Source organism: Streptomyces sp. Ag82_O1-12 (assembly GCF_900182715.1).
In the GTDB taxonomy this organism is placed as follows: domain Bacteria; phylum Actinomycetota; class Actinomycetes; order Streptomycetales; family Streptomycetaceae; genus Streptomyces; species Streptomyces massasporeus.
This window is the reverse complement of record NZ_FXUW01000001.1, coordinates 2,396,346-2,416,179: the sequence shown is the minus strand read 5'-3', so window position 1 is coordinate 2,416,179 and position 19,834 is coordinate 2,396,346. Positions and strand designations below refer to the sequence as shown.

19 protein-coding genes and 1 pseudogene are annotated in these 19,834 nt (G+C 71.8%); 15 read left to right on the top strand and 5 right to left on the bottom strand.

Annotation, left to right across the window (positions count from 1 at the left end):
- Genes QOL88_RS11160 through QOL88_RS11120 form a run of 9 tightly spaced genes read left to right on the top strand, consistent with a single transcriptional unit; the run spans position 1 to position 9,242 of the window.
- Positions 1-804, top strand: coding sequence for an MlaE family ABC transporter permease (locus tag QOL88_RS11160; protein ID WP_097216290.1), 804 nt, complete (start codon positions 1-3; stop codon positions 802-804).
- A gap of 8 nt (positions 805-812) precedes the next feature.
- A complete protein-coding gene (locus QOL88_RS11155) occupies positions 813-2,054 on the top strand; it encodes an MCE family protein (protein ID WP_097216289.1) in 1,242 nt (413 codons plus the stop codon).
- On the top strand, positions 2,051-3,088 hold the full coding sequence (locus QOL88_RS11150; RefSeq protein ID WP_097216288.1) for an MCE family protein: 1,038 nt from the start codon (positions 2,051-2,053) through the stop codon (positions 3,086-3,088). The genes QOL88_RS11155 and QOL88_RS11150 overlap by 4 nt, the downstream gene beginning before the upstream one ends.
- Entirely contained in the window at positions 3,085-4,251 is a 1,167-nt protein-coding gene (locus QOL88_RS11145) for an MCE family protein (protein ID WP_257027709.1), read from the top strand. Before QOL88_RS11150 ends, QOL88_RS11145 begins: the two co-directional genes overlap by 4 nt.
- On the top strand, positions 4,248-5,363 hold the full coding sequence (locus QOL88_RS11140) for an MCE family protein (RefSeq protein WP_097216287.1): 1,116 nt from the start codon (positions 4,248-4,250) through the stop codon (positions 5,361-5,363). Before QOL88_RS11145 ends, QOL88_RS11140 begins: the two co-directional genes overlap by 4 nt.
- Complete coding sequence (locus QOL88_RS11135; RefSeq protein ID WP_097216286.1) at positions 5,360-6,652, top strand: MCE family protein; 1,293 nt, start codon at positions 5,360-5,362, stop codon at positions 6,650-6,652. The genes QOL88_RS11140 and QOL88_RS11135 overlap by 4 nt, the downstream gene beginning before the upstream one ends.
- Positions 6,649-7,926: an MCE family protein gene (locus QOL88_RS11130; protein WP_097216285.1), complete on the top strand. Its 1,278-nt coding sequence runs from the start codon at positions 6,649-6,651 to the stop codon at positions 7,924-7,926. Before QOL88_RS11135 ends, QOL88_RS11130 begins: the two co-directional genes overlap by 4 nt.
- A gap of 20 nt (positions 7,927-7,946) precedes the next feature.
- Positions 7,947-8,411, top strand: a complete 465-nt coding sequence (locus tag QOL88_RS11125; protein WP_097216284.1) for an Rv1363c family protein — start codon at positions 7,947-7,949, stop codon at positions 8,409-8,411.
- Between the two features lie 48 nt (positions 8,412-8,459).
- Positions 8,460-9,242: an Rv1363c family protein gene (locus QOL88_RS11120; RefSeq protein ID WP_097216283.1), complete on the top strand. Its 783-nt coding sequence runs from the start codon at positions 8,460-8,462 to the stop codon at positions 9,240-9,242.
- A 77-nt stretch (positions 9,243-9,319) separates the two neighbouring features.
- Here the strand turns inward: QOL88_RS11120 and QOL88_RS11115 are convergent, their stop codons facing one another.
- Positions 9,320-9,685, bottom strand: a complete 366-nt coding sequence (locus QOL88_RS11115; RefSeq protein ID WP_097222936.1) for a MazG-like family protein — start codon at positions 9,683-9,685, stop codon at positions 9,320-9,322.
- 58 nt (positions 9,686-9,743) lie between these two features.
- On the bottom strand, positions 9,744-10,301 hold the full coding sequence (locus QOL88_RS11110; RefSeq protein WP_097216282.1) for a DoxX family protein: 558 nt from the start codon (positions 10,299-10,301) through the stop codon (positions 9,744-9,746).
- 217 nt (positions 10,302-10,518) lie between these two features.
- Here QOL88_RS11110 and QOL88_RS11105 point away from each other — a divergent pair, with 217 nt between their 5' ends.
- Both QOL88_RS11105 and QOL88_RS11100 read left to right on the top strand, forming a co-directional pair.
- Positions 10,519-10,845: a hypothetical protein gene (locus tag QOL88_RS11105; RefSeq protein WP_097216281.1), complete on the top strand. Its 327-nt coding sequence runs from the start codon at positions 10,519-10,521 to the stop codon at positions 10,843-10,845.
- A 57-nt stretch (positions 10,846-10,902) separates the two neighbouring features.
- Positions 10,903-11,885, top strand: a pseudogene (locus QOL88_RS11100) (aldo/keto reductase).
- Positions 11,886-12,148: 263 nt separating this feature from the next.
- Here QOL88_RS11100 and QOL88_RS11095 read toward each other — a convergent pair.
- Both QOL88_RS11095 and QOL88_RS11090 read right to left on the bottom strand, forming a co-directional pair.
- Positions 12,149-12,955 (bottom strand): SDR family oxidoreductase, encoded by an 807-nt coding sequence (locus QOL88_RS11095; RefSeq protein WP_097216280.1) that lies wholly within the window; start codon positions 12,953-12,955, stop codon positions 12,149-12,151.
- Positions 12,956-13,005: 50 nt separating this feature from the next.
- Positions 13,006-14,040, bottom strand: a complete 1,035-nt coding sequence (locus QOL88_RS11090) for a Gfo/Idh/MocA family protein (protein WP_097216279.1) — start codon at positions 14,038-14,040, stop codon at positions 13,006-13,008.
- Positions 14,041-14,186: 146 nt separating this feature from the next.
- Between QOL88_RS11090 and QOL88_RS11085 the strand changes: the two genes are divergently transcribed.
- The 4 genes from QOL88_RS11085 to QOL88_RS11070 all read left to right on the top strand — a co-directional run bounded on the left by QOL88_RS11085 (position 14,187) and on the right by QOL88_RS11070 (position 18,377).
- Positions 14,187-15,515: a multidrug effflux MFS transporter gene (locus tag QOL88_RS11085; RefSeq protein ID WP_097216278.1), complete on the top strand. Its 1,329-nt coding sequence runs from the start codon at positions 14,187-14,189 to the stop codon at positions 15,513-15,515.
- A complete protein-coding gene (locus tag QOL88_RS11080) occupies positions 15,467-16,636 on the top strand; it encodes a serine hydrolase domain-containing protein (RefSeq protein ID WP_373559340.1) in 1,170 nt (389 codons plus the stop codon). The genes QOL88_RS11085 and QOL88_RS11080 overlap by 49 nt, the downstream gene beginning before the upstream one ends.
- A gap of 328 nt (positions 16,637-16,964) precedes the next feature.
- Positions 16,965-17,948, top strand: a complete 984-nt coding sequence (locus QOL88_RS11075; protein WP_097216276.1) for a small ribosomal subunit Rsm22 family protein — start codon at positions 16,965-16,967, stop codon at positions 17,946-17,948.
- A gap of 48 nt (positions 17,949-17,996) precedes the next feature.
- Entirely contained in the window at positions 17,997-18,377 is a 381-nt protein-coding gene (locus QOL88_RS11070) for a hypothetical protein (protein WP_143668848.1), read from the top strand.
- On the opposite strand, the gene QOL88_RS11065 is transcribed toward QOL88_RS11070, so the two are convergent.
- Entirely contained in the window at positions 18,344-19,714 is a 1,371-nt protein-coding gene (locus QOL88_RS11065; RefSeq protein WP_097216274.1) for a S28 family serine protease, read from the bottom strand. The two genes, QOL88_RS11070 and QOL88_RS11065, sit on opposite strands and share 34 nt — an antisense overlap.
- Positions 19,715-19,834: the final 120 nt, after the last annotated feature.

Genomic DNA, 19,834 nt, shown 5'->3' with positions numbered 1-19,834 from the left:
ATGGCGCTGCTGAGTCGTCTGGAGGAGCTGGGTGCCCAGCTGTCCTTCTACGGGCGGTCACTGGCCTGGACCGGCCGCACCCTGCGCCGCTACAAGAAGGAGATCCTGCGGTTGCTCGCCGAGGTGAGTTTCGGCCGCGGCGCGCTCGCCGTCGTGGGCGGCACGGTCGGCGTGATCGCCTTCCTGTCGTTCTTCACCGGCACGGAAGTGGGGCTGCAGGGGTACTCCGCGCTCAACCAGCTCGGCGCCTCCAACTTCGTGGCGTTCCTCTCGGCATACTTCAACACCCGTGAGATCGCCCCGCTGGTGGCCGGGCTCGCGCTCTCCGCGACCGTCGGCGCCGGGTTCACCGCCCAGCTCGGCGCGATGCGGATCAGCGAGGAGACCGACGCGCTGGAGGTCATGGGCGTGCCCTCGCTGCCGTTCCTCGTGACGACGCGGATGATCGCCGGGTTCGTGGCCGTCATCCCGCTGTACGTGATCGGGCTGCTGTCCTCGTACCTGGCCGCCCGCACCATCACCACCGGCTACTACGGGCAGTCCACGGGCACGTACGACCACTACTTCCAGCAGTACCTGCCCCCGGTGGACGTGCTGTGGTCCTTCGGGAAGGTGCTGGTCTTCGCCGTCCTGATCATCCTGGTGCACTGCTTCTACGGCTACTACGCGAGCGGCGGCCCGGCGGGCGTCGGCGTCGCGGTGGGCCGCGCGGTGCGGACCTCGATCGTGGCGATCAACGTCCTGGACTTCTTCCTGTCGCTGGCCATCTGGGGCGCCAGCACGACCGTACGGATCGCGGGGTGAGCCGCCGGATGAAGGTGCTGAGACTGCGGTTGTACGGCGTCGTCTTCATCGCCGTGCTCGCGCTGCTGCTGTCCCTGTCCGTCGCCGTCTACCGGCAGGCGTTCACGCCGGTCGTACGGATCACGCTGGAGGCCGACAGCCTCGGCAACCAGCTCGATCTGCGGGCCGACGTCAAGCTGCGCGGGCTGCTGGTCGGCGAGGTGCGCGAGGTGCGGGCCGACGGCACGAAGGCGACGCTCGACATCGCGCTGAAGCCGGAGCACGTCGCCCACATCCCGTCCGACGTGCACGCGCGCCTGCTGCCCAAGACGCTGTTCGGTGAGAAGTACGTCGACCTGGTCGCACCGCGCGGCTCATCGGGCCGGCCCATTCGCGCCGGTGACGTCATCACCCAGGACCGCACGCGCGTCGGCATCGAGGTCCAGCAGCTGATGAACGACCTGCTGCCCCTGCTGCGGACGGTCCAGCCCGGCAAGCTCAACGCCACGCTCTCCGCGTTCGCCACCGCCCTGGAGGGCCGCGGCGACCGGATCGGCGACAACCTCACGCGAGTGGAGGCCTACCTGCGCCGCCTCAATCCGCACCTGCCGTCCCTCAAAGAGGACATCGCACGCTTCGCCGACGTCGCCGAGGTCTACGGCGACGCCGCGCCCGACCTGATGGAGATCCTGCGCAACACCGTCACCACCAGCCGGACGATCGTCGATCAGAAGGACCGGCTGGCGGCGGCACTGAAGAGCACGGCCACCGTCGCGGGCACCGCTGAGGACTTCCTCGACGCGAACGGCGACCGGCTGATCACCCTCGGCCGGGTCTCCCGCCCCACGCTGGAGCTGTTCGCCCGCTACTCCCCGCAGTACCCCTGTCTGCTGGCCGGCCTGGTCCGGCAGGAGAAGGCGTCCGAGGAGGCGTTCAAGGGCGGAAAGATGCACATCACGCTGGAGGTCGTACGGCCGCAGGGCGCGTACGAACCGGGTGAGGAACCGCGCTACGGCGAGCGGTCGGGCCCCAACTGCCGTGATCTGCCGCACCCTCCGGTGCCGGCGCCCGGCCCCCACCTCGACGACGGTTCCAAGGGGGCGAGTTCGTCCTCGGGCGGTCCGCTGGGCGTCTCCGCCACCCGGGCCGAGCAGCGGGCTGTCGGCTCGCTCGTGGCGCCGGTGCTGGGCGTGCCCGCCGACGAGGTGCCGCCGGTCGCGACGCTGCTGTTCGGGCCGATGGCGCGCGGGACGGCGGTGAGCGTCGCATGAGCACCGCAGGAGCCCGGCAGACCGCCGCCCCGCTGATCAAGTTCAGTCTCTTCGCACTGGTGACGGTGGTGGCGACAGCCCTGCTCGCCGCCACCATCGTGAACATCTCCTTCACCCCCGAGCACGAGTACCGCGCGGTCTTCAGCGACGTCACCGGCCTGGAGGAGGGCGACGACATCCGGGTGGCCGGAGTGCGGGTCGGCGAGGTCGAGGGCATCCGCATCAAGGACCGGACGCTGGCCGAGGTCACCTTCACAGCCGGCCAGGACCGGCCGCTGCTCACCAGCACGGGCGCCGTCATCCGCTACCGCAACCTGGTCGGGCAGCGGTACGTCGCGCTGACCGAGGGCGCCGGCGACGGCACCCGGCTGCGCCCCGGCGGCACGATCCCGCTCGCGCGCACCCAGCCCGCCCTCGACCTGAACGCGCTGCTGAACGGCTTCAAGCCGCTGTTCGCCGCGCTCAGCCCGAAGGACGTCAATCAGCTCGCCACCGAGATCATCAAGACCCTCCAGGGCGAGGGCGGCACCGTCAACAGCCTGCTCACGCACACGGCGTCGCTCACCACGACGCTGGCCGGCCGCGACAAGCTGATCGGCTCGGTGATCGACAACCTCAACACCGTGCTGAAGACGCTCGACAAGCGCGGCGCCCGCTTCTCCGGACTGCTCAAGCAACTGCGCCGGGTCATCTCGGGCCTGTCCGCCGACCGCAAGCCCATCGGGGAGTCGCTGGTGAGCATCGGCGATCTGACGGAGGCCACCTCGGGGCTGCTGAAGGACGCGCGTCCGCCGCTGAAGGACGACATCGCGGAACTGACCGACCTCACCGGGACGCTGAACGACAACGAGAAGACCGTGGAGGGCGTGCTGAAGAGGCTGCCGAACAAGCTGGGCGAGCTCACGGGGACGGCGTCCTACGGATCGTGGTTCAACTTCTACCTGTGCGACTTCGACGGCCGGATCGTGCTGCCGAAAACGAAGCAGGTGCTCACCCCCGAGATGCACGTGGCGAGGGCGAGGTGTGGGGCATGAGCCGCAAGCACCGCCCGGAGCCGCTGGTCAAGGTCCGTATCGACCCGCCGAAGCTCCCGAGAGTACGGCTGCCGAGGACACGGCTCCTGCCGCGCCGCAAGCCGCGTCCGCAGCCGCTGGTCAAGGTCCGCGTCGACCCGCCGAAGCTGCCGAGGATACGGCTCCGCCGTCCGCGCCTCGGGCCCTTCCGCGAGCGCAACCCCGTCCTCATCGGTGCCGTCGGGCTCACCGTCCTGGCGCTGCTGACCGCGGCCGCGTTCAACGCCGACCGCCTGCCGGTGATCGGCGACGGCGAGACGTACAGTGCCGCCTTCGCGGAGGCGGGCGGTCTCAAGCCGGGTGACGAGGTGCGGATCGCCGGGGTCAAGGTCGGCAAGGTCGAGGAGGTCGACCTGGACGGCGACCATGTCAAGGTCACCTTCAAGATCAAGGGCGAGCCGGCGTTCGGCACCGGGACCGGAGCGTCGATCCGGGTCAAGACGATCCTCGGCGCCAAGTACCTCGCCCTGCACCCCAGGGGGCGGGGCCGGTTGGAGCCCGGCAGCGAGATCCCGCTGAAGCGGACTGTCCCCGCCTACGACGTCGTGCAGGCGTTCAGTGATCTCACCACCACGACGGAGAAGGTCGACACCGACCGGCTGGCCAAGGCCCTGGACACCATCTCCACCACCTTCGAGGACTCACCGCAGGAGGTACGGGAGTCCATCAAGGGCCTGTCGAAGATCTCCCGGACCGTGGCCTCGCGCGACAAGGCCCTCGGGGAGCTCCTCGACCATGCGAACGGCGTGACGGGTGTACTCGCCGACCGGTCGGGCGACTTCACCGCCCTGGTCGAGGACGGCGACAAGCTGTTCAAGGAGATCAGCAAGCGGCGTACGGCGATCCACAAGCTGCTGAAGACCTCCGCCGCGCTCGGCATTCAGCTCTCCGGCCTGGTCCAGGACAACGAGAAGGAGGTCGGGCCCGCGCTCAAGGGCCTCAACACCGTGGTGAAGATGCTCGAACGCAACCAGTCCAGCCTCGACCGGAGCATCGAGCTCCTGGCGCCCTACGTGCGGGTCTTCACCAACACCCTCGGCAACGGCCGCTGGTTCGACTCCTACGTCCAGAACCTGGTCGCCGCCCCGGTGGTGCCGCGGAGGCAGACGGGGGGCGCGCAGTGAGCAACCGTTGGAAGAAGGGCGCGGCCCTGCTGACCGCCCTGACCCTGGTCGCCGCACTCACCTACGTCCTGTGGCCGCGGACCGAACCGGCCCGCGTCACGGCGTACTTCCCGCGTACCGTCGGCATCTACCCCGGCTCGGACGTCCGCGTGCTGGGCGTGCGGATCGGCGAGGTCAGGAAGATCACGCCGGAGGGCGGCCGGGTGCGGGTGGAGCTGGAGTACGACGCGGACCGGAAGGTCCCGGCGGACGCGCAGGCCGCGATCATCAACTCCTCGGTGGTCAGTGACCGTTACGTGCAGCTGCTGCCGGTGTACCGGAGCGGCCCGGTACTGCGGGACGGGGACGAGATCCCCGAGTCGCGCACGGCCGTGCCGGTCGAACTGGATCGCGTCTTCGACAGCCTGCACACCACGGCAGAGGCGCTCGGCCCCGAGGGCGCCAACAAGGACGGCGCCCTCTCACGGCTGCTCGGCGTCAGCGCCGACAACCTCGACGGCCAGGGCGAGAACCTGCACCAGACGGTGAAGGACCTCTCGGAGGCGGTCACGACCCTCTCCGACGGCCGCACGGACCTGTTCGGCACGGTCCGCAACCTCCAGGTGTTCACGGCGGCGCTGGCGGCGGACGACAAGAGCGTGCGGTCGTTCAACAGCAGCCTCGCCAAGGTCGCCGGGCAACTCGCGGGCGAGCGCAAGGACCTGGCGGCGGCGCTGAAACACCTCGGCACGGCGCTCGGTGACGTGTCCGCCTTCGTGAAGAAGAACAAGAAGTCGCTGACGTCGAACGTGGAGGGCCTGAGCAAGGTGACCAAGGTGCTCGTCACCCAACGGGCGGCGCTGGAGGAGCTGCTGGAGGTCGCGCCGACGGGCGTGTCGAACCTGCACAACGCCTACAACCCTTCCGCCGGCACCCTCGACACCCGCAACAACCCGGACCGTCCGCAGGATCCTGCCTCACTGCTGTGCTCGATCCTGAAGACGACCGGGGAGAAGACCGACTGCGGGGACTTGCGGGACCTCTTCGACTCCCTGCCCGAAGTGCCCCGGGCCACCTCGGGCGCCGGCACGGTCGACCGCACCCTCGGCGGAATCCTGGGGGCGAGCGCATGAGGCCCCTCAAGAGCGGGGCCGTCGCGTGGACGGCCGTCGGCACGGTGCTCCTGTCCGGCTGCGAGTTCAACGGCTGGTACGACGTCCCGCTCCCCGGCGGAGCCGCCGCCGACGGCCACGCCTACCACGTCACCGTCGAGTTCCGCGACGTCCTGGACCTGGTTCCGCAGTCGTCGGTCAAGGTCGACAACGTCACCGTGGGCGCGGTGGAGAAGGTGGAGCTGGAGGGGTGGCACGCGAGGGTCCGCCTCCGGGTCGCCGACGCGGTGAAGCTGCCCGCCAACGCCATCGCCGAGCTGCGGCAGACCAGCATGCTCGGCGAGAAGTACGTGGCGCTGTCCGGGCCGCCGGAGAGCGCACCGGTCGGCCGGCTCCGCGACGGTGATGTGATCCCGCTGTCCCGCAGCGGCCGCAACCCGGAGGTCGAGGAGGTGCTGTCCGCCCTGTCCGCCCTGCTCAACGGCGGCGGCGTGGCCCAGCTCAAGACGATCACCACGGAACTGAACAAGGCCCTGGAAGGCCGGGAGAACCGGGTCAAGTCCCTGCTCAAGGAGCTCGACACCTTCATCGGCGGCCTGGACGACCAGCGCCAGGACATCGTCCGCGCGCTGAAGGCCGTGGACCGGCTGGCCAAACGGCTGGGCAAGGAGAAGAAGACGATCGCCGAGGCCGTCGACACGATGCCGCCCGCCCTGAAGGTCCTGGCCGAACAGCGCCGCGACCTGACGAGGATGCTCACCGCCCTGTCCAAGCTGGGCAGGACCGGCACCAAGGTGGTCAACGCCTCGCACGACGACACGGTCGCCAACCTCAAGCGGCTCCGGCCGATCCTGCGACAGCTCAACAAGGCGGGCAGCGACCTGCCCAACTCCCTGGAACTGCTCACCACCTACCCCTTCCCGCGCAACGCGGTGGACGCCATCAAGGGTGACTACGTCAACCTGCACCTCACCGCGGACCTCGATCTCGCCGGGATCTACGGCAACCTGACGGACGAGCCGGGCGGCGGAGGCGGCGGAGACACCCGGGTGCCCGAGCTTCCCGAGGCCCCCGACCTGCCGGACGCACCGGATCTCCCGGACGTGCCGGGCGTGCCGAAGCCCACCGCGCTGCCGAGCAGTCCGACGGTGCCGTCGTCCCCGTCCGCCCCCTCGAGCGGCGACGACCCGCTGTGCCCGCCGGTGTGCACCGCCGGCTACGGCCCCCGGGGCTACCGGACCGGGGGCTACCGGGCCGAGGGGATCAACCTCGAACTCGCCGAGCTGATGCTGAAGGGGGTCCAGCCGTGATCACCCGTACGGTCAAGGCGCAACTGGTCGCCTTCGCCACCCTCACCGCCGTGGGCGTGTCGTACGTCGGCGCCGAGTACACGGGCCTGGTGGACGAGGTCCTCGACCGCGGCTACACCGTGCGGGCCGACTTCGCCGACTCCGGGGGCGTGTTCCCCGGCGCCGAGGTCACCTACCGCGGGGTGCCGGTGGGCAAGGTCGGCGCACTGCGCCTGGCCGGCCAGGACGGGGTCTCGGTCACGCTCGACATCGAGGACGGGGCGCCGCACATCCCGGCGGACACGCTGGCGGTGGTGGCGAACCGCTCGGCGGTCGGTGAGCAGTACGTCGACCTCCAGCCCCGGGCCTCCCACGGCCCGTACCTGCTGGACGGCAGCACGATACCGCGCGAGAGCACACGGGTGCCGCTGTCGACGACGGACATGGTCCTCAGCCTGGACCGCCTGGTGAACTCGGTCGGCAAGGACGACCTGCGGGTCACGGTCGACGAGTTGGGCAAGGCGTTCGCCGGCACCGGACCGAACCTGGGCCGCCTGGTGGACTCGGGCAACACCCTGGTCGAGTCGGCGTCCGAGGCGCTGCCGGAGACGATCGACCTGATCGAGGACTCACGGACGGTCCTGAAGACGCAGGCCGACCAGGGCTCGTCGATCAAGTCGTTCGCGCGCGATCTGGCGGCGCTGTCAGCCCAGTTGAAGGCCAGTGACGGGGACCTGCGCAAGCTGATCGGAAACGCGCGGCCGGCGGCGCAGGAACTGAACTCGCTGCTGAAGGCGACCGGGCCGCAGCTGTCGGTCCTGCTGGCCAACCTGATCAGCGGCGGCCAGGTCACGCTGGCCCGCCTCCCCGGCGTGGAGCAGGCCCTCGTCACCTTCCCGCTGACGGTGGCGGGCAGCTACACGGTCGTCCCCGGCGACGGCACCACCCACTTCGGCCTGGTGCTGAACGCCGACGAACCGCCGGCCTGCACCCAGGGATACGGCACGGCCCGCCGCGACCCGGCGGACACCAGCACACGCGAGGCGAACACCGACGCCCGCTGCACGCTCCCACGCGGCAGCGAGTCGTCGGTGCGCGGCGCGCAGAACGCCCCGGGCGCGTCGACCGCGGACGGCGGCGCGAACCAGGCGGCGTACGTCACCCCGTACGACCCGGAGACCGGCACCACCACCGGCCCGGACGGAAGGAACGTCGAGATCGGCTCGGCGGGCGGCCAGCAGGCCGCGTTCGGAAAGGAGTCGTGGCAATGGCTGCTCGTTGGTCCCATGGCATGAGGCCGGTGCGACCCGGAGTGATGACGGCGGGACTCGTCGCGGCGACCGTCATCACCACAGCACTGGCGCTCTGGCTGACCTTCGTCATCCACGAACAGCGCGAGGCGGACCAACGGCGCCAGGGCATCCTGGCCGCGGCCCGCCAGTCGGCACTGAACTTCACCTCCCTCGACTACCGGCACTACGACCGCGACAGCACGAATGTCCTGGCGGGTGCGACCGGCGCCTTCAAGAAGCAGTTCACCGCCCAGACGGAGCAGCTGACGAAGCTGGTGGCCCAGAACAAGTCCGTGTCGGAGGGCCAGGTTCTGGAGGCGGGCATCGTCCGCTCCGACGAGAACTCGGCCCGTGTGCTGGTGGTCGCCGACAGCAAGGTGACCAACACCGCCGTGCCCGGGGGAGAGGCGCGCACGTACCGGCTCCAGCTCGACCTCGTACACAAGGACGGCCGCTGGCTGACGTCCGACGTCGAGTTCGTCGGCTGATCCACGGGCCGATCCGCCGACCGACAAGCACCGACGAGGAGTACCACCATGCCGAAGACGACCACCCGCCGCGCCCCCGGTCCCGGCGCCCGCCGCACCATGACGGCGGCCGCCCGCGCGGCGGCGAAGCGCGCGGAGCGCGGCCACCGTGAAGCGGGCGCGGCGACGGCCGGCGACGAGGATTCCCCGCGCCGGGCCGAGCGGCCCCGCGCCGGACGCACGGTCCTCGTCGAGGCCCCGAAGGACGGCTGGGACGACCCGCCGGAGCCGTCACCGGAGGCGTTCGAGGAAGACGCGCCACAGGAACCGAGCGAGCCCCGCCCCGGCGGCCGTCGGAGGCCGCTCGCCTTGCTCCTGGCCGTCCTGCTCGTCGTCGGCCTGGTCGCGCTGGCCGCCCTGGGATGGCAGTACCGCGACGGCCGCCTGACGGAGTCCGCCCGGACCGAGGCGCTCACGGCCGCGCGCAAAGCGGCACCGATCGTCCTGTCGTACGACTACCGCCACCTGGACAAGGACTTCTCGAGGGCCCGCGCCCACCTGACGGGCGACTTCCGCGACGAGTACGGCAAGACCACGAAGACCGTGGTCGCCCCGACGGCCGAGAAGTACCACGGCGTCGTGAAGGCAAGGGTCGCCGCCCCCGGCTCCGGCGGTGCACCTGCCGCCTCCGTCGTCTCGGCCTCTCCTGACAAGGTCGTGGTTCTGCTCTTCGTCAACCAGGTCACCGAGAGCACCCAGGTGCCGGGGTCCCGCCTGGACCAGAACCGGGTGCGGATGACGATGGACCGCACGGGCGACGGGTGGAAGGTGAGCGCGGTGGATGCGCTGTGAAGGCAGGACGGGCGCCTTTCACCGCAGCGTGACCCGGCCGGGGAAGGGTGAACGGGCTCTTGTGCGGTATCCGGTGATCAGAGCGACTGACGCGGAACGTCCGCCTGTGCCGACCGCGCCGTGGACCGTCGTGTCACCCGCTCCAGGTGACGTGCGAACACCTCCGGGGCCTCCGGCGTAAGCGTCCGCAACGCCAGCAACGCCGTGATGGCGACATCACACAACTCCGCCTCCACGTCCTCCCACGTATGCGTGACGCCCTTGCGCGGGTTCTGCCCCGTCGCCCCGATCACCGCCTCCGCGACCTCGCCCACCTCCTCGGAGAGTTTGAGGATGCGAAGGAGGAGGCCCTCGCGGCCCTCGACGGGACGGTTGGTGTCGAGCCACTCGCACAGAGCGTCGATGGTGGACCAGAGGTCAGGGGCGGGGGACTGTTCGTTCATGGGGGCGCAGCCTGCCATGCGGGACTGACAACGCCCCGGGTCCCGGCCCGCCGGCCCCTTACTCCATGTACTCCTCCTCGAACAACGCCTCCTGCTCCCCCTCCTTCGCCTTCCGCAGCCGCCGCGCCCGGGCCCCCACCACCACCGCCGTGCCCGCCGCCGTCGCCGCGAAGGCCACCGGGATCATCCAGCCGCGGTTCACCGCGTGGCCGAGCAGGTGGTCCAGGGAGAGGCGGCCCGGGCCGGTGATGGCCAGGCCCGCCGCCGTCAGGCCCAGCGTCGCCGCGTACTCGTAGCCGCCGCCCTGGTTGAAGAAGCCGTTCGGGGCGTGCACCGCCGCCGCGCCGGCCATCGCGCCGGCCGCCGCCGCGCCAGCGGCCGGGGTGGCCAGGCCCAGGGCCAGCAGCGTGCCGCCGCCGGTCTCCGCGAGGCCCGCCGCCGTCGCGCTCGCCTTGCCGGGGACGTAGCCGATGGACTCCATGAACTGGCCGGTCCCCTCGATGCCGTGCCCGCCGAACCAGCCGAACAGCTTCTGCGCCCCGTGGGCGGCCAGCGTGCCGCCTGCCCCCAGCCGGAGCAGCAGCAGACCCAGATCACGTCGGTCGTTACGCGTCACGTCGTCTCCCGGAGCGGACAGCAGGGACAGAAGGGCAGCTCTCGCCGGGTTCCACCGTCGCACTCGCGACCCCGGGCTACACCTGGCGGAACCCACGGGGACGCCGTTCGGGTGGCACCGGTGGCGTGGAGCCGTGGCTACACCTGGCGGAGCCCCGGGGGACGCCGTTCGGGTGGCACCGGTGGCGTGGAGCCGTGGCCGGTACGAGGCTGCTCGCATGACGATTCAGACCACGCGCCTCAGCGATCCGGCCGTCCGGGCCTTCGTGACCGCCGTGAACAACCACGACCGCGAGAGCTTCATGGAGGTCCTCGCGCCGGGCGCGACCATGACCGACGACGGGTCCGACCGCGACCTCGCCGACTGGGTGGACCGGGAGATCTTCGCCTCCCACGGCCACATGGAGGTCGACAACGAGTCCAACGGCGGCCGTTCCCTCCTCGCCCGCTACAGCAACGACACCTGGGGCGAGATGCGCACCCGGTGGAGTTTCCAGGTGGACGACGACGGCCGCATCACGCGCTTCGAGACCGGTCAGGCCTGACCCCGCCCCCTGCGGGGCTTGTCCTCGTGTGCGCTCCAACTCCTGGCCTCGCCCGGCATGGAGACCACACGGCCGCTGGGACGCGGCGGCATCGAGGTGAGCGCACTCGGCTTCGGCTGCTGGGCGATCGGCGGTGAATGGCAGGCCGCGGACGGGCAGCCGCTCGGCCGGGGCAGGGTCGACGACGAGGAGTCGGTACGGGCGGTGCGGCGCGCCCTCGACCTGGGCGTCACCTTCTTCGACACCGCCGACACCTATGGCGCCGGGCACAGCGAACGGGTGCTGGGCCGGGCCCTCGGCAAGCGCAGGGCCGATGCCGTCGTCGCCACCAAGTGGGGCAACGTGTTCGACGAGGACGCCCGCACCCTCACCGGGAGCGACGACTCGCCGGCCTATCTGCGCCGCGCCCTGACCGCGTCCCTGCGCCGGCTCGGCACCGACTACGTCGACCTCTACCAGTTCCATCTGTCCGACGCCGCTCCCGAGCAGGCCGTCCTGCTCCGGGAGGCGTGCGAGGAACTGGTCCGCGAGGGGCTGATACGGGCCTACGCGTGGAGCACCGACGACCCCGCACGCGCCTGCGTGTTCGCCGAAGGCCCGCACTGTGCCGCCGTCCAGCACGCGCTCAACGTCCTCCAGGACGCTCCCGAGATGCTGAGGCTGTGCGAGGAGGCGGGCCTCGCCAGCATCAACCGCAGCCCGCTGGCCATGGGGCTGCTCACCGGCAAGCGCCGGGACGGGCAGGCGTTGGAGGCGGGGGCATCCGCAGCAGGCCCCCGGAATGGCTGCGGGGATTCGGTGACTCCGGCGCCGACCCGGAGTGGCTCGCCCGTGTCGACGCCCTCAGGGAGATCCTCACCAGCGAGGGCCGCACGCTCGCCCAGGGCGCCCTGGCCTGGCTGTGGGCACGCGGCCCGCGCACGGTTCCGATCCCCGGTTTCCGGTCGGTCGCCCAGGCGGAGGAGAACGCGGGGGCTCTTGAGAAGGGGGCCCTGACGGGCGCGCAGCTCACCGAGGTCGACCGGCTGCTCGGGCGGTGATCCCCCGTCCGATCCTTGATGTGGGCGGCAGTCGTTCCACGCGCACCGGTGCGTACTCCGCGGTCCCTCGCGGAATCCACCCCCACCCGGTGCCGTGGAACGACTGCCGCCACCCCCCTGGATGTGGCCGACGGGAGCTCTCTGCTCCAAGTGTGAAGCTTTGGTGTAGGAGATTTGAGCATAGGCTCCCTATCGGCCGCAATAGTGCGGACGTTCGCATTCCGATTGTGCATGTTGATGAGTTGACGAATGTCGCCGTGCGCTCAGCCGCGTCCGACGTACGGCATCGCCGTCGCCAGTACGGTCGCGAACTGCACGTTCGCCTCCAGCGGCAACTCCGCCATGTGCCGCACCGTGCGGGCCACGTCCGCGACGTCCATGACCGGTTCCGGGGCGACTTCCCCGTTTGCCTGGAGGGCTCCCGTCTGCATACGGGACGTCATGTCGGTTGCGGCGTTGCCGATGTCGATCTGCCCGACGGCGATCCCGTACGGCCGCCCGTCCAGGGAGAGGGACTTCGTCAGGCCGGTCAGCGCGTGCTTGGTCGCCGTGTAGGCCACCGACAGCGGACGGGGCGTATGCGCGGAGATCGAGCCGTTGTTGATGATCCGGCCGCCCTGCGGGTCCTGCTCCTTCATCTGCCGGTACGCCGCCTGCGCGCACAGGAACGCCCCGTTGAGGTTGGTGTCCACCACGTGCCGCCAGGCCTCGTAGGGCAGTTCCTCGACCGGCACCCCGCCCGGGCCGAACGTGCCCGCGTTGTTGAACAGCAGGTCGACCCGGCCGAAGCGTTCGACGGTCGCGGCGAACAGGGCGCTCACGTCCTCGGGGCGTGAGACGTCCGTCCGTACGGTGAGAGCCGCCCCGGCGGGTACGCCCCCGGCCGCCCCGGCGGGTACGCCCTCGTCCGTGCCACCGGACGCCAGGGCCGCCGTCTCCTCCAGGGTCTCCGCACGCCGGCCCGCCAGCGCCACCGACCAGCCCGTACGCAGCAGTTCCACGGCGACCGCCCGGCCGATGCCGGAACCCGCCCCGGTCACCACCGCGATCGCATTGTCCTTGGCATTCATGGGCCCGCAGCGTACGGGAGCAACACCCCGGTCCCCTGCATGAGCGGAGCTCAGGCGGGCGTGAGCTCCGTCGTGAGGTCCTCGTCCGGGGCCTCGCCCGGGTAGCGGACGCCGACCTGGTCGCGGATCGCGTCGAGCGTCCGCATCACGGCGAGCGTGCCGTCGAGCGGGACCAGCGGGGACTCCGTCTCACCCGCGCGCACGGCCCGCATCACCTCGAGCGCCTCGTGGCGCATGCTGTTGCGGGGCCCGTCCGCCGGGTCGGCCGTGAACTCCTCGGCGTCGCGGCCGTCCCGGTGCAGGACGAAACGGTCCGGGAAGAAGAACCCGTGCGGGATGTCGATCCGGCCCTGGGAGCCGGTCACCGAGGCGGAGGTCGCCGTGCCGCCCACGATGGAGCAGTGCACCGAACCGAGCGCGCCGCTGTCGAAGGAGAGCACCGCCGCCGTCTGGAGGTCGACGCCCTCCTCGGAGAGCACGGCCCGCGCCACGACGTCCGACGGCTCCCCGAGCAGCAGCTGCGCGAACGACACCGGATACACGCCCAGATCGAGCAGCGCGCCGCCGCCCAGCTCCGGGTTCCGCAGCCGGTGCGAGGGCGGGAACGGGCCGGCCAGCCCGAAGTCGGCCTGGACGCTGCGCACCTCGCCGATCGCCCCGTCGTCGACGAGCGCCTTGAGCCGCCGGACCAGCGGGTTGCAGTACATCCACATCGCCTCCATCAGGAAGCGCCCGTGCTCCCGCGCCAGCGCGACGAGTTCCTCCGCCTCGCGCACGTTCAGCGTGAAGGGCTTCTCGCACAGCACGTGCCGCCCGGCCGCGAGACACAGCCCGGCGGCGGTCCGGTGCGCCGTGTGCGGGGTCGCGACGTAGACGACATCGATGTCCTGATCCTGCGCCAGGGCGTTCCAGTCGCCGTAGGCCCGGGGGATCCCGAACCGCTCCGCGAACGCCTTCGCCGACGCCTCCGACCGGGACGCCACCGCCACGACCTCCGCGTCCGGCAGGTCGATCAGATCCGCGGTGAACGCGCCCGCTATCCCGCCGGTCGCCAGGATCCCCCACCGCACCGTGTCCGCCGTCATCGCGCCCCGCCTCCACCTCGTGACCCCGAGCAGTTCGTACGAGCCCTCGCACGATCAGTCGTACAAGCAGTCGTACATGCAGTCGTACGAGCATTCCGTACGAGCTGAGAGCATAGGTGGCGATCGACTGTCAGAGGGAGGGACTCATGCCCGAAGGTGGGGCGTCCATATCGAAGACCGCGCAGGAGGCATCGAACACCGCGCAGGAGGCCGCAGCCGGGACGGAGCGGCCCGACCGCACATCGCAGCGCCGCACCGGGCTCCTGGTCACCTTCCTCCTCGGAAGCCTGACCGCCGTGCCTCCGCTGGCGATGGACATGTACCTCCCGTCCCTGCCGGAGGTCACCCGCTCCCTGCACGCGCCGGCCGCGACCGTCCAGCTCACGCTGACCGCCTGCCTGGCCGGCATGGCGCTCGGGCAGCTCGTGGTCGGGCCGATGAGCGACCGGTGGGGGCGCCGCCGCCCGCTGCTCGCCGGGCTCGCCGTCTTCGTCGTCGCGACCGTGCTGTGCGCGTTCGCCCCCACCGTCGAGCTGCTGGTGGCCTTCCGGCTGGCCCAGGGCCTCGCGGGCGCCGCCGCCATCGTCATCGCCCGGGCCGTCGTCCGCGACCTCTACGACGGCATGGCCATGGCCCGCTTCTTCTCCACCCTCATGCTGATCTCCGGGGTCGCCCCGATCGTGGCGCCGCTGATCGGCGGGCAGATCCTGCGCGTCACGGACTGGCGGGGCGTGTTCGCCGTCCTCACCGTCATCGGCGTACTGATCGGCGCCCTGGTCTGGACGCGGCTGCCCGAGACCCTGGCGCCCGCCGAGCGGCACAGCGGCGGCGTAGGCGAGGCCCTGCGCTCGATGCGCGGCCTGCTCGCCGACCGCTCCTTCACCGGCTACATGCTCACCGGCGGCTTCGCCTTCGCCGCCCTGTTCGCCTACATCTCGGCCTCTCCCTTCGTCATCCAGGAGATCTACGGCGCCTCCCCGCAGACGTTCAGCCTGCTGTTCGGCGTCAACTCCGTCGGGCTGGTCGTCGTCGGCCAGATCAACGGCAAGATCCTCGTCGGCCGGGTCAGCCTCGACCGGGTCCTGGGCATCGGCCTCGCGATCGTCATCACCGCCGCGACCGCCCTGCTGCTGATGTCCCTCGGCGCCTTCGGCGAGGTCGGTCTGGTGCCCGTCGCCGCCGCGCTGTTCGTGCTGATGTCCGCGATGGGCATCACCCTGCCCAACACCCAGGCCCTCGCCCTGATGCGCACCAAGCACGCCGCGGGCTCCGCATCGGCCCTGCTCGGCACCACCTCCTTCCTCATCGGCGCGATCGCCTCCCCGCTCGTCGGCGTCGCCGGTGAGGACACCGCCCTCCCGATGGCCGTCGTCCAACTGGCCGCCGCACTGGTGGCACTGGCCTGCTTCATGGGAATGTGCCGACCCTGGAAGCAGGAGAGCGGCCGCGCGAGCGTGGAGGGAGCAGTCAGCTGAGCGCACCCAGACTGCGCGACGGCACGCCGGAGCGGGCCGGACTCGACCCAGCGGAGCTGCGTCACCTCGTCCGGGAGGTCCACGTCCTCACCACCGGGCAGCGCCCCTGGGCGCCCGGCGCCGTCCTGGTCGTCGGACGCGGCCCGGTGATCGCCGTCGAGGAGGCGGCGGGCTGGGCCGTGCGCTACGCGGCCTACGACCCCGACGCCGACGCCGGGGTGGAGCTGCCCCCCGAGGACCGGGTGCCGATGACCGTCGACACACCCTTCGACCTGGCGTCCCTCACGAAACTGTTCACGTCCGTGGCCGCCGTGCAGCAGATCGAGCGCGGCACGCTCGGCATCGACGCGAAGGTCGGGGCGTACCTGCCCGACTTCACGGCTGCCGCCCGGCACGGCATCACCGTACGGCAGCTGCTCACCCACACCTCCGGGCTGCGGCCCGAACTCCCGCTGTACGACTGCGCCGACGACGCGGCACGACTGGCGGCGCTCCAGGCGGAGCCGCCGGTCGGGGTGCCGGGCACGTACTGCTACTCCGACCTGAACATGCTGCTCCTCCAGCATGTCCTGGAGCGCGTCTCCGGGCGCACGCTCGACGTCCTCGTCCGCGACGGCATCACCCGGCCGCTGGGCATGACGGCGACGGACTTCGGGCCGTGCCCGGGCGCCGCGGCGACGGAGGACCAGCGCCGGCCGTGGGCCAAGGCGGACCGGGGGATGCTGCGGGGCGAGGTCCACGACGAGAACGCCTGGGCCCTCGGGGGAGTGGCCGGGCACGCGGGCCTGTTCTCCACCGGCCGGGACCTCGCGGTGTTCTGCCGCACCCTCCTCGCCGGCGGCTCCCACGGCCCCGCCCGCATCCTCGGCCCCGACTTCGTCGAGCTCCTCTTCACCCCGCCGGGCCTCGGCTTCTCGCTCGACCAGCCGTGGTTCATGGGCGACCTGGCGGGCCGCGGCGCGGCGGGCCACACCGGGTTCACGGGCACGTCCCTCGTCCTCGACCCGGCCACGGACACGTTCCTCGTCCTCCTCACCAACGCGGTCCACCCACGCCGCCGCCGCCCCGACAGCGCGCCGCGAGCGGCAGCGGCGTCACGGGTGGCGCGGGCGGTGCGGTGACGCTGCCGCGGGCTTTCGAGGTGCCTGTCGGGGCGGTGCGGTGACGCTGCCGCGGGCTTTCGAGGTGCCTGTCCGGGCGGTGCGGTGAGGTCGTGCCCGGGCTTCGGCGTGGCGGGGGTGGGCTCCCGCCTGGGGTGAGCCGCTCCCGCCGGGCCATCGGCGGGAGGTGAGTCCGAGGTCTCCGGCGCTGTGGGCGGGTGGGACTTGCGCCGGGGCTCGGGCTGGGGCGAAGCCCAGCGGCTGGTGCGGGCGGCCCTTCCTGGGTGGGGTGAGGCGGCTGCTGGGAGCGCCGCCCCCGCCGTCCCGGTGTGCCTCGTAGAATCGCCGGGTGAACGCCCCCGCGCCCCCGGCCGAAAACCTCCGCGCCGCCCTCGCCGGTCTGCTCGACGGGCTGCCGCCCCGGCAGGCCTCTCAGGCGGTCGAGCGGCTGATCGCCAGCTACCGGGGGGCCACCCCGACCGACGCCCCCATCCTCCGGGACCGGGCCGACGTCGCCGCCTACGCCGCCTACCGGATGCCCGCGACCTTCGAGGCCGTGCGTTCCGCGCTGGAGGCGTTCGCGGACGCCGCTCCCGAGTGGGTGCCCGGCGGGCACACCGACCTCGGCGGGGGCACGGGCGCCGCGGCCTGGGCCGTGAGCGCGGTCTGGGGCGGTCAGCGGCCCACCACCGTGCTCGACTGGGCCGAGCCCGCGCTCGTCCTGGGGCGCGAGATCGCCGAGGCCAACCCGGAGCTGAGGGACGTCCGCTGGCAGCGCTCCCGGATCGGGGCGGCGCTCACTCTCGAGAGCACGGATCTCGTCACCGTCTCCTACGTCCTCAACGAGCTGACCGCCGCCGACCGCACCGCCCTCGTCGACGCCGCCGCGGCCGCCGCCCAGGCCGTCGTGATCGTCGAACCCGGCACCCCCGACGGCTACGCCCGCCTCATCGAGGCCCGCGACCTGCTGATCACCGCCGGCTTCCGGATCGCCGCCCCCTGCCCGCACAGCGCCGCCTGCCCCATCGTCCCCGGCACGGACTGGTGCCACTTCTCCGCCCGGGTCAGCCGCTCCTCCCTGCACCGCCAGGTCAAGGGCGGCTCCCTCGCCTACGAGGACGAGAAGTTCGCCTACGTCGCCGCCGCCCGCTTCCCCGTCGAACCCGCCCCCTCCCGGGTCGTCCGGCGCCCCCAGATCCGCAAGGGCCAGGTCCTCCTCGACCTGTGCGAGAGCGAACCGTCCCTCCGTCGCGCCACCGTCACCAAGCGCCACGGCGACCTGTACAAGGCCGCCCGGGACGCCGACTGGGGAGACCCCTGGCCCCCTTCCTGAGCTCCTGTCAGGTACGCATAAGATCAGCTCGCGCCTTCGGGCGTGAGCATGACGTACCACAAACGGGAGGAACCTTTGAAGAAGTTGCTGATCGCCCCGCTGGCGGCGGCGGCCCTGGCCTTGGCCGGGTTCGTGCCGAGCGCCTCCGGCACGGCGACGGTCGAGAGCGACGACATGGCCACCGTCGCGGCGACGGCGAGCTGCAAGAGCCTCACGGCCCTGTCGACCGTTCACGTCCGCAAGTCGGCCACCACCAAGTCCACCAGTCTGCGCCTTTGGTACAAGGGCACCAAGGGCTGCGACATCAAGGGTGTCGACGGTGGTTCGTACAAGAACACCTGCGGGATCGACAGTTACCACTACTGGCGCAAGGTCAACTACCGCGGCACCGTGGGCTACGTGCCCAACGTGTGCGTGAAGTACTCCTGACCCGCCCAGCGGACCAGCGTGTCCTCCGCCGCCGTCCGGTCGGCGGGGGACAGGTCCGCGAAGCCGACACCGTGGTTCCCGCCCGGCGCCCACAGCACCCGTGAGTCCGGGCCCCCGGGGCGGAAGTGTTCGGCGACGGAAGGGTCCTGGGTGCCGTTGACGAACAGCAGCCGGCTGCCGCGGCGGCGGACCCAGCGGTCGATGTCGGGCATGGCGGCCCGATCGAAGCGCAGGGGGACGTCCCGGGGGACGAAACTGCGCGGCTCGGCGGCACCGGGGTGGCGGAGCAGGTCCGCGAGGTGGGCCGTGGGGAAGCCGCCGTACCCCAGCTGGGTGCCGATCTGATACCAGTACGGGATGTAGTGCCGGGCGGTCGTGTCGGCGTACAGCTCCAGGCCCGCCGTGTGGTCCAGCCAGGTGTACAGCTCGCCGTCCGTCGCCCCGGGGCCGGGGATCGCGGCGATGTCGGCCGGTGTGCCGCGCTGCCAGAACATGAACGGCACACGCAGGACGGCGATTTCGAATGCCTTGTCGGCGCTGCCGACGAGCCGGAAGGTGTCGCCGTTGGCGGTTGCCCAGGCCTCGTAGCGGGCGACCATGCCGGCCCGGCGCAGCAGGATCGCCCGCTGGGCCGCCTTGAGGGCCTCCCGGGCGGCGGGGGTGCCGACCGTCTCCAGGAACCGGAGATAGGCGGAGTCGTCGCGGTCGTCGACGTTGTTCGGGGCCGAGTAGGCCACCGTGCCGGTCACGTCATGGGGATGGAAACGGCGGTGGTAGACGCTCGTCATCCCGCCCTTGCTGCCGCCGGTGGAGATCCACGCGCCGGGGTAGAGCCGGCGGAAGAGGCGGACGACGCGGTGGTGGTCGTCGGCGGCCTGGCGGACGGTGAGGTACGTGTAGCCGGGGCCCGCGGGGCGTGAGGGGCCGAAGTAGCGGTGTTCGACCTGGAGTTGGTTGGCTCCGAGCAGGACGGTCGGTTCGCTCCGCCGTGGCGTGAGGACCGCCTCGTAGCCCGTGCTGAGCAGCACGGTGGGGCGGTCGGCGGCGGTGTGGAGCAGGGTGAGGCGCTGCTCGAAGGTGCCGGCGTCCGGGTTCGTGTGGTCGACCGGCTGGCGCAGGCCCAGGACGAAGTGCCGGTAACCCGGTTCGGCGTCGTGCCGCTCCTCGATCAGGCGCAGTCCGGGCAGGGCCCGTAGGGCGTCGGCCACATCGGTGTCCTCGGGACGGGCCGGTGCGGCCGCCGCCCGCGCGGGTCGGGCCGCCGCGGTGGCGAGACCCGCCGCCGAGACGGCCGTGGCCGCCGAGGTGAGCAGCCGTCGTCTGGTCCATGCGGTCATGAGCCGAGTCCTCCCGGGTGTCCGTGGGGCGGGTGTCCGCCGGTCGCTTGCCGCGACCGCCTCAGTACATCCGCCGGACTGCCCGGGAGGATCCCGCGCACGGGGGTCCGCTCTCCCTCC

What these genes read in the sequence shown, in the direction of transcription:
- QOL88_RS11090 (WP_097216279.1), bottom strand. Translation starts at nt 14,040, where the DNA reads ATGACGGCGGACACGGTGCGGTGGGGGATCCTGGCGACCGGCGGGATA.
- QOL88_RS11125 (WP_097216284.1), top strand. Translation starts at nt 7,947, where the DNA reads ATGACGGCGGGACTCGTCGCGGCGACCGTCATCACCACAGCACTGGCG.
- QOL88_RS11070 (WP_143668848.1), top strand. Translation starts at nt 17,997, where the DNA reads ATGACGTACCACAAACGGGAGGAACCTTTGAAGAAGTTGCTGATCGCC.
- QOL88_RS11095 (WP_097216280.1), bottom strand. Translation starts at nt 12,955, where the DNA reads ATGAATGCCAAGGACAATGCGATCGCGGTGGTGACCGGGGCGGGTTCC.
- QOL88_RS11105 (WP_097216281.1), top strand. Translation starts at nt 10,519, where the DNA reads ATGACGATTCAGACCACGCGCCTCAGCGATCCGGCCGTCCGGGCCTTC.
- QOL88_RS11155 (WP_097216289.1), top strand. Translation starts at nt 813, where the DNA reads ATGAAGGTGCTGAGACTGCGGTTGTACGGCGTCGTCTTCATCGCCGTG.
- QOL88_RS11145 (WP_257027709.1), top strand. Translation starts at nt 3,085, where the DNA reads ATGAGCCGCAAGCACCGCCCGGAGCCGCTGGTCAAGGTCCGTATCGAC.
- QOL88_RS11065 (WP_097216274.1), bottom strand. Translation starts at nt 19,714, where the DNA reads ATGACCGCATGGACCAGACGACGGCTGCTCACCTCGGCGGCCACGGCC.
- QOL88_RS11160 (WP_097216290.1), top strand. Translation starts at nt 1, where the DNA reads ATGGCGCTGCTGAGTCGTCTGGAGGAGCTGGGTGCCCAGCTGTCCTTC.
- QOL88_RS11085 (WP_097216278.1), top strand. Translation starts at nt 14,187, where the DNA reads ATGCCCGAAGGTGGGGCGTCCATATCGAAGACCGCGCAGGAGGCATCG.
- QOL88_RS11115 (WP_097222936.1), bottom strand. Translation starts at nt 9,685, where the DNA reads ATGAACGAACAGTCCCCCGCCCCTGACCTCTGGTCCACCATCGACGCT.
- QOL88_RS11135 (WP_097216286.1), top strand. Translation starts at nt 5,360, where the DNA reads ATGAGGCCCCTCAAGAGCGGGGCCGTCGCGTGGACGGCCGTCGGCACG.
- QOL88_RS11120 (WP_097216283.1), top strand. Translation starts at nt 8,460, where the DNA reads ATGCCGAAGACGACCACCCGCCGCGCCCCCGGTCCCGGCGCCCGCCGC.
- QOL88_RS11150 (WP_097216288.1), top strand. Translation starts at nt 2,051, where the DNA reads ATGAGCACCGCAGGAGCCCGGCAGACCGCCGCCCCGCTGATCAAGTTC.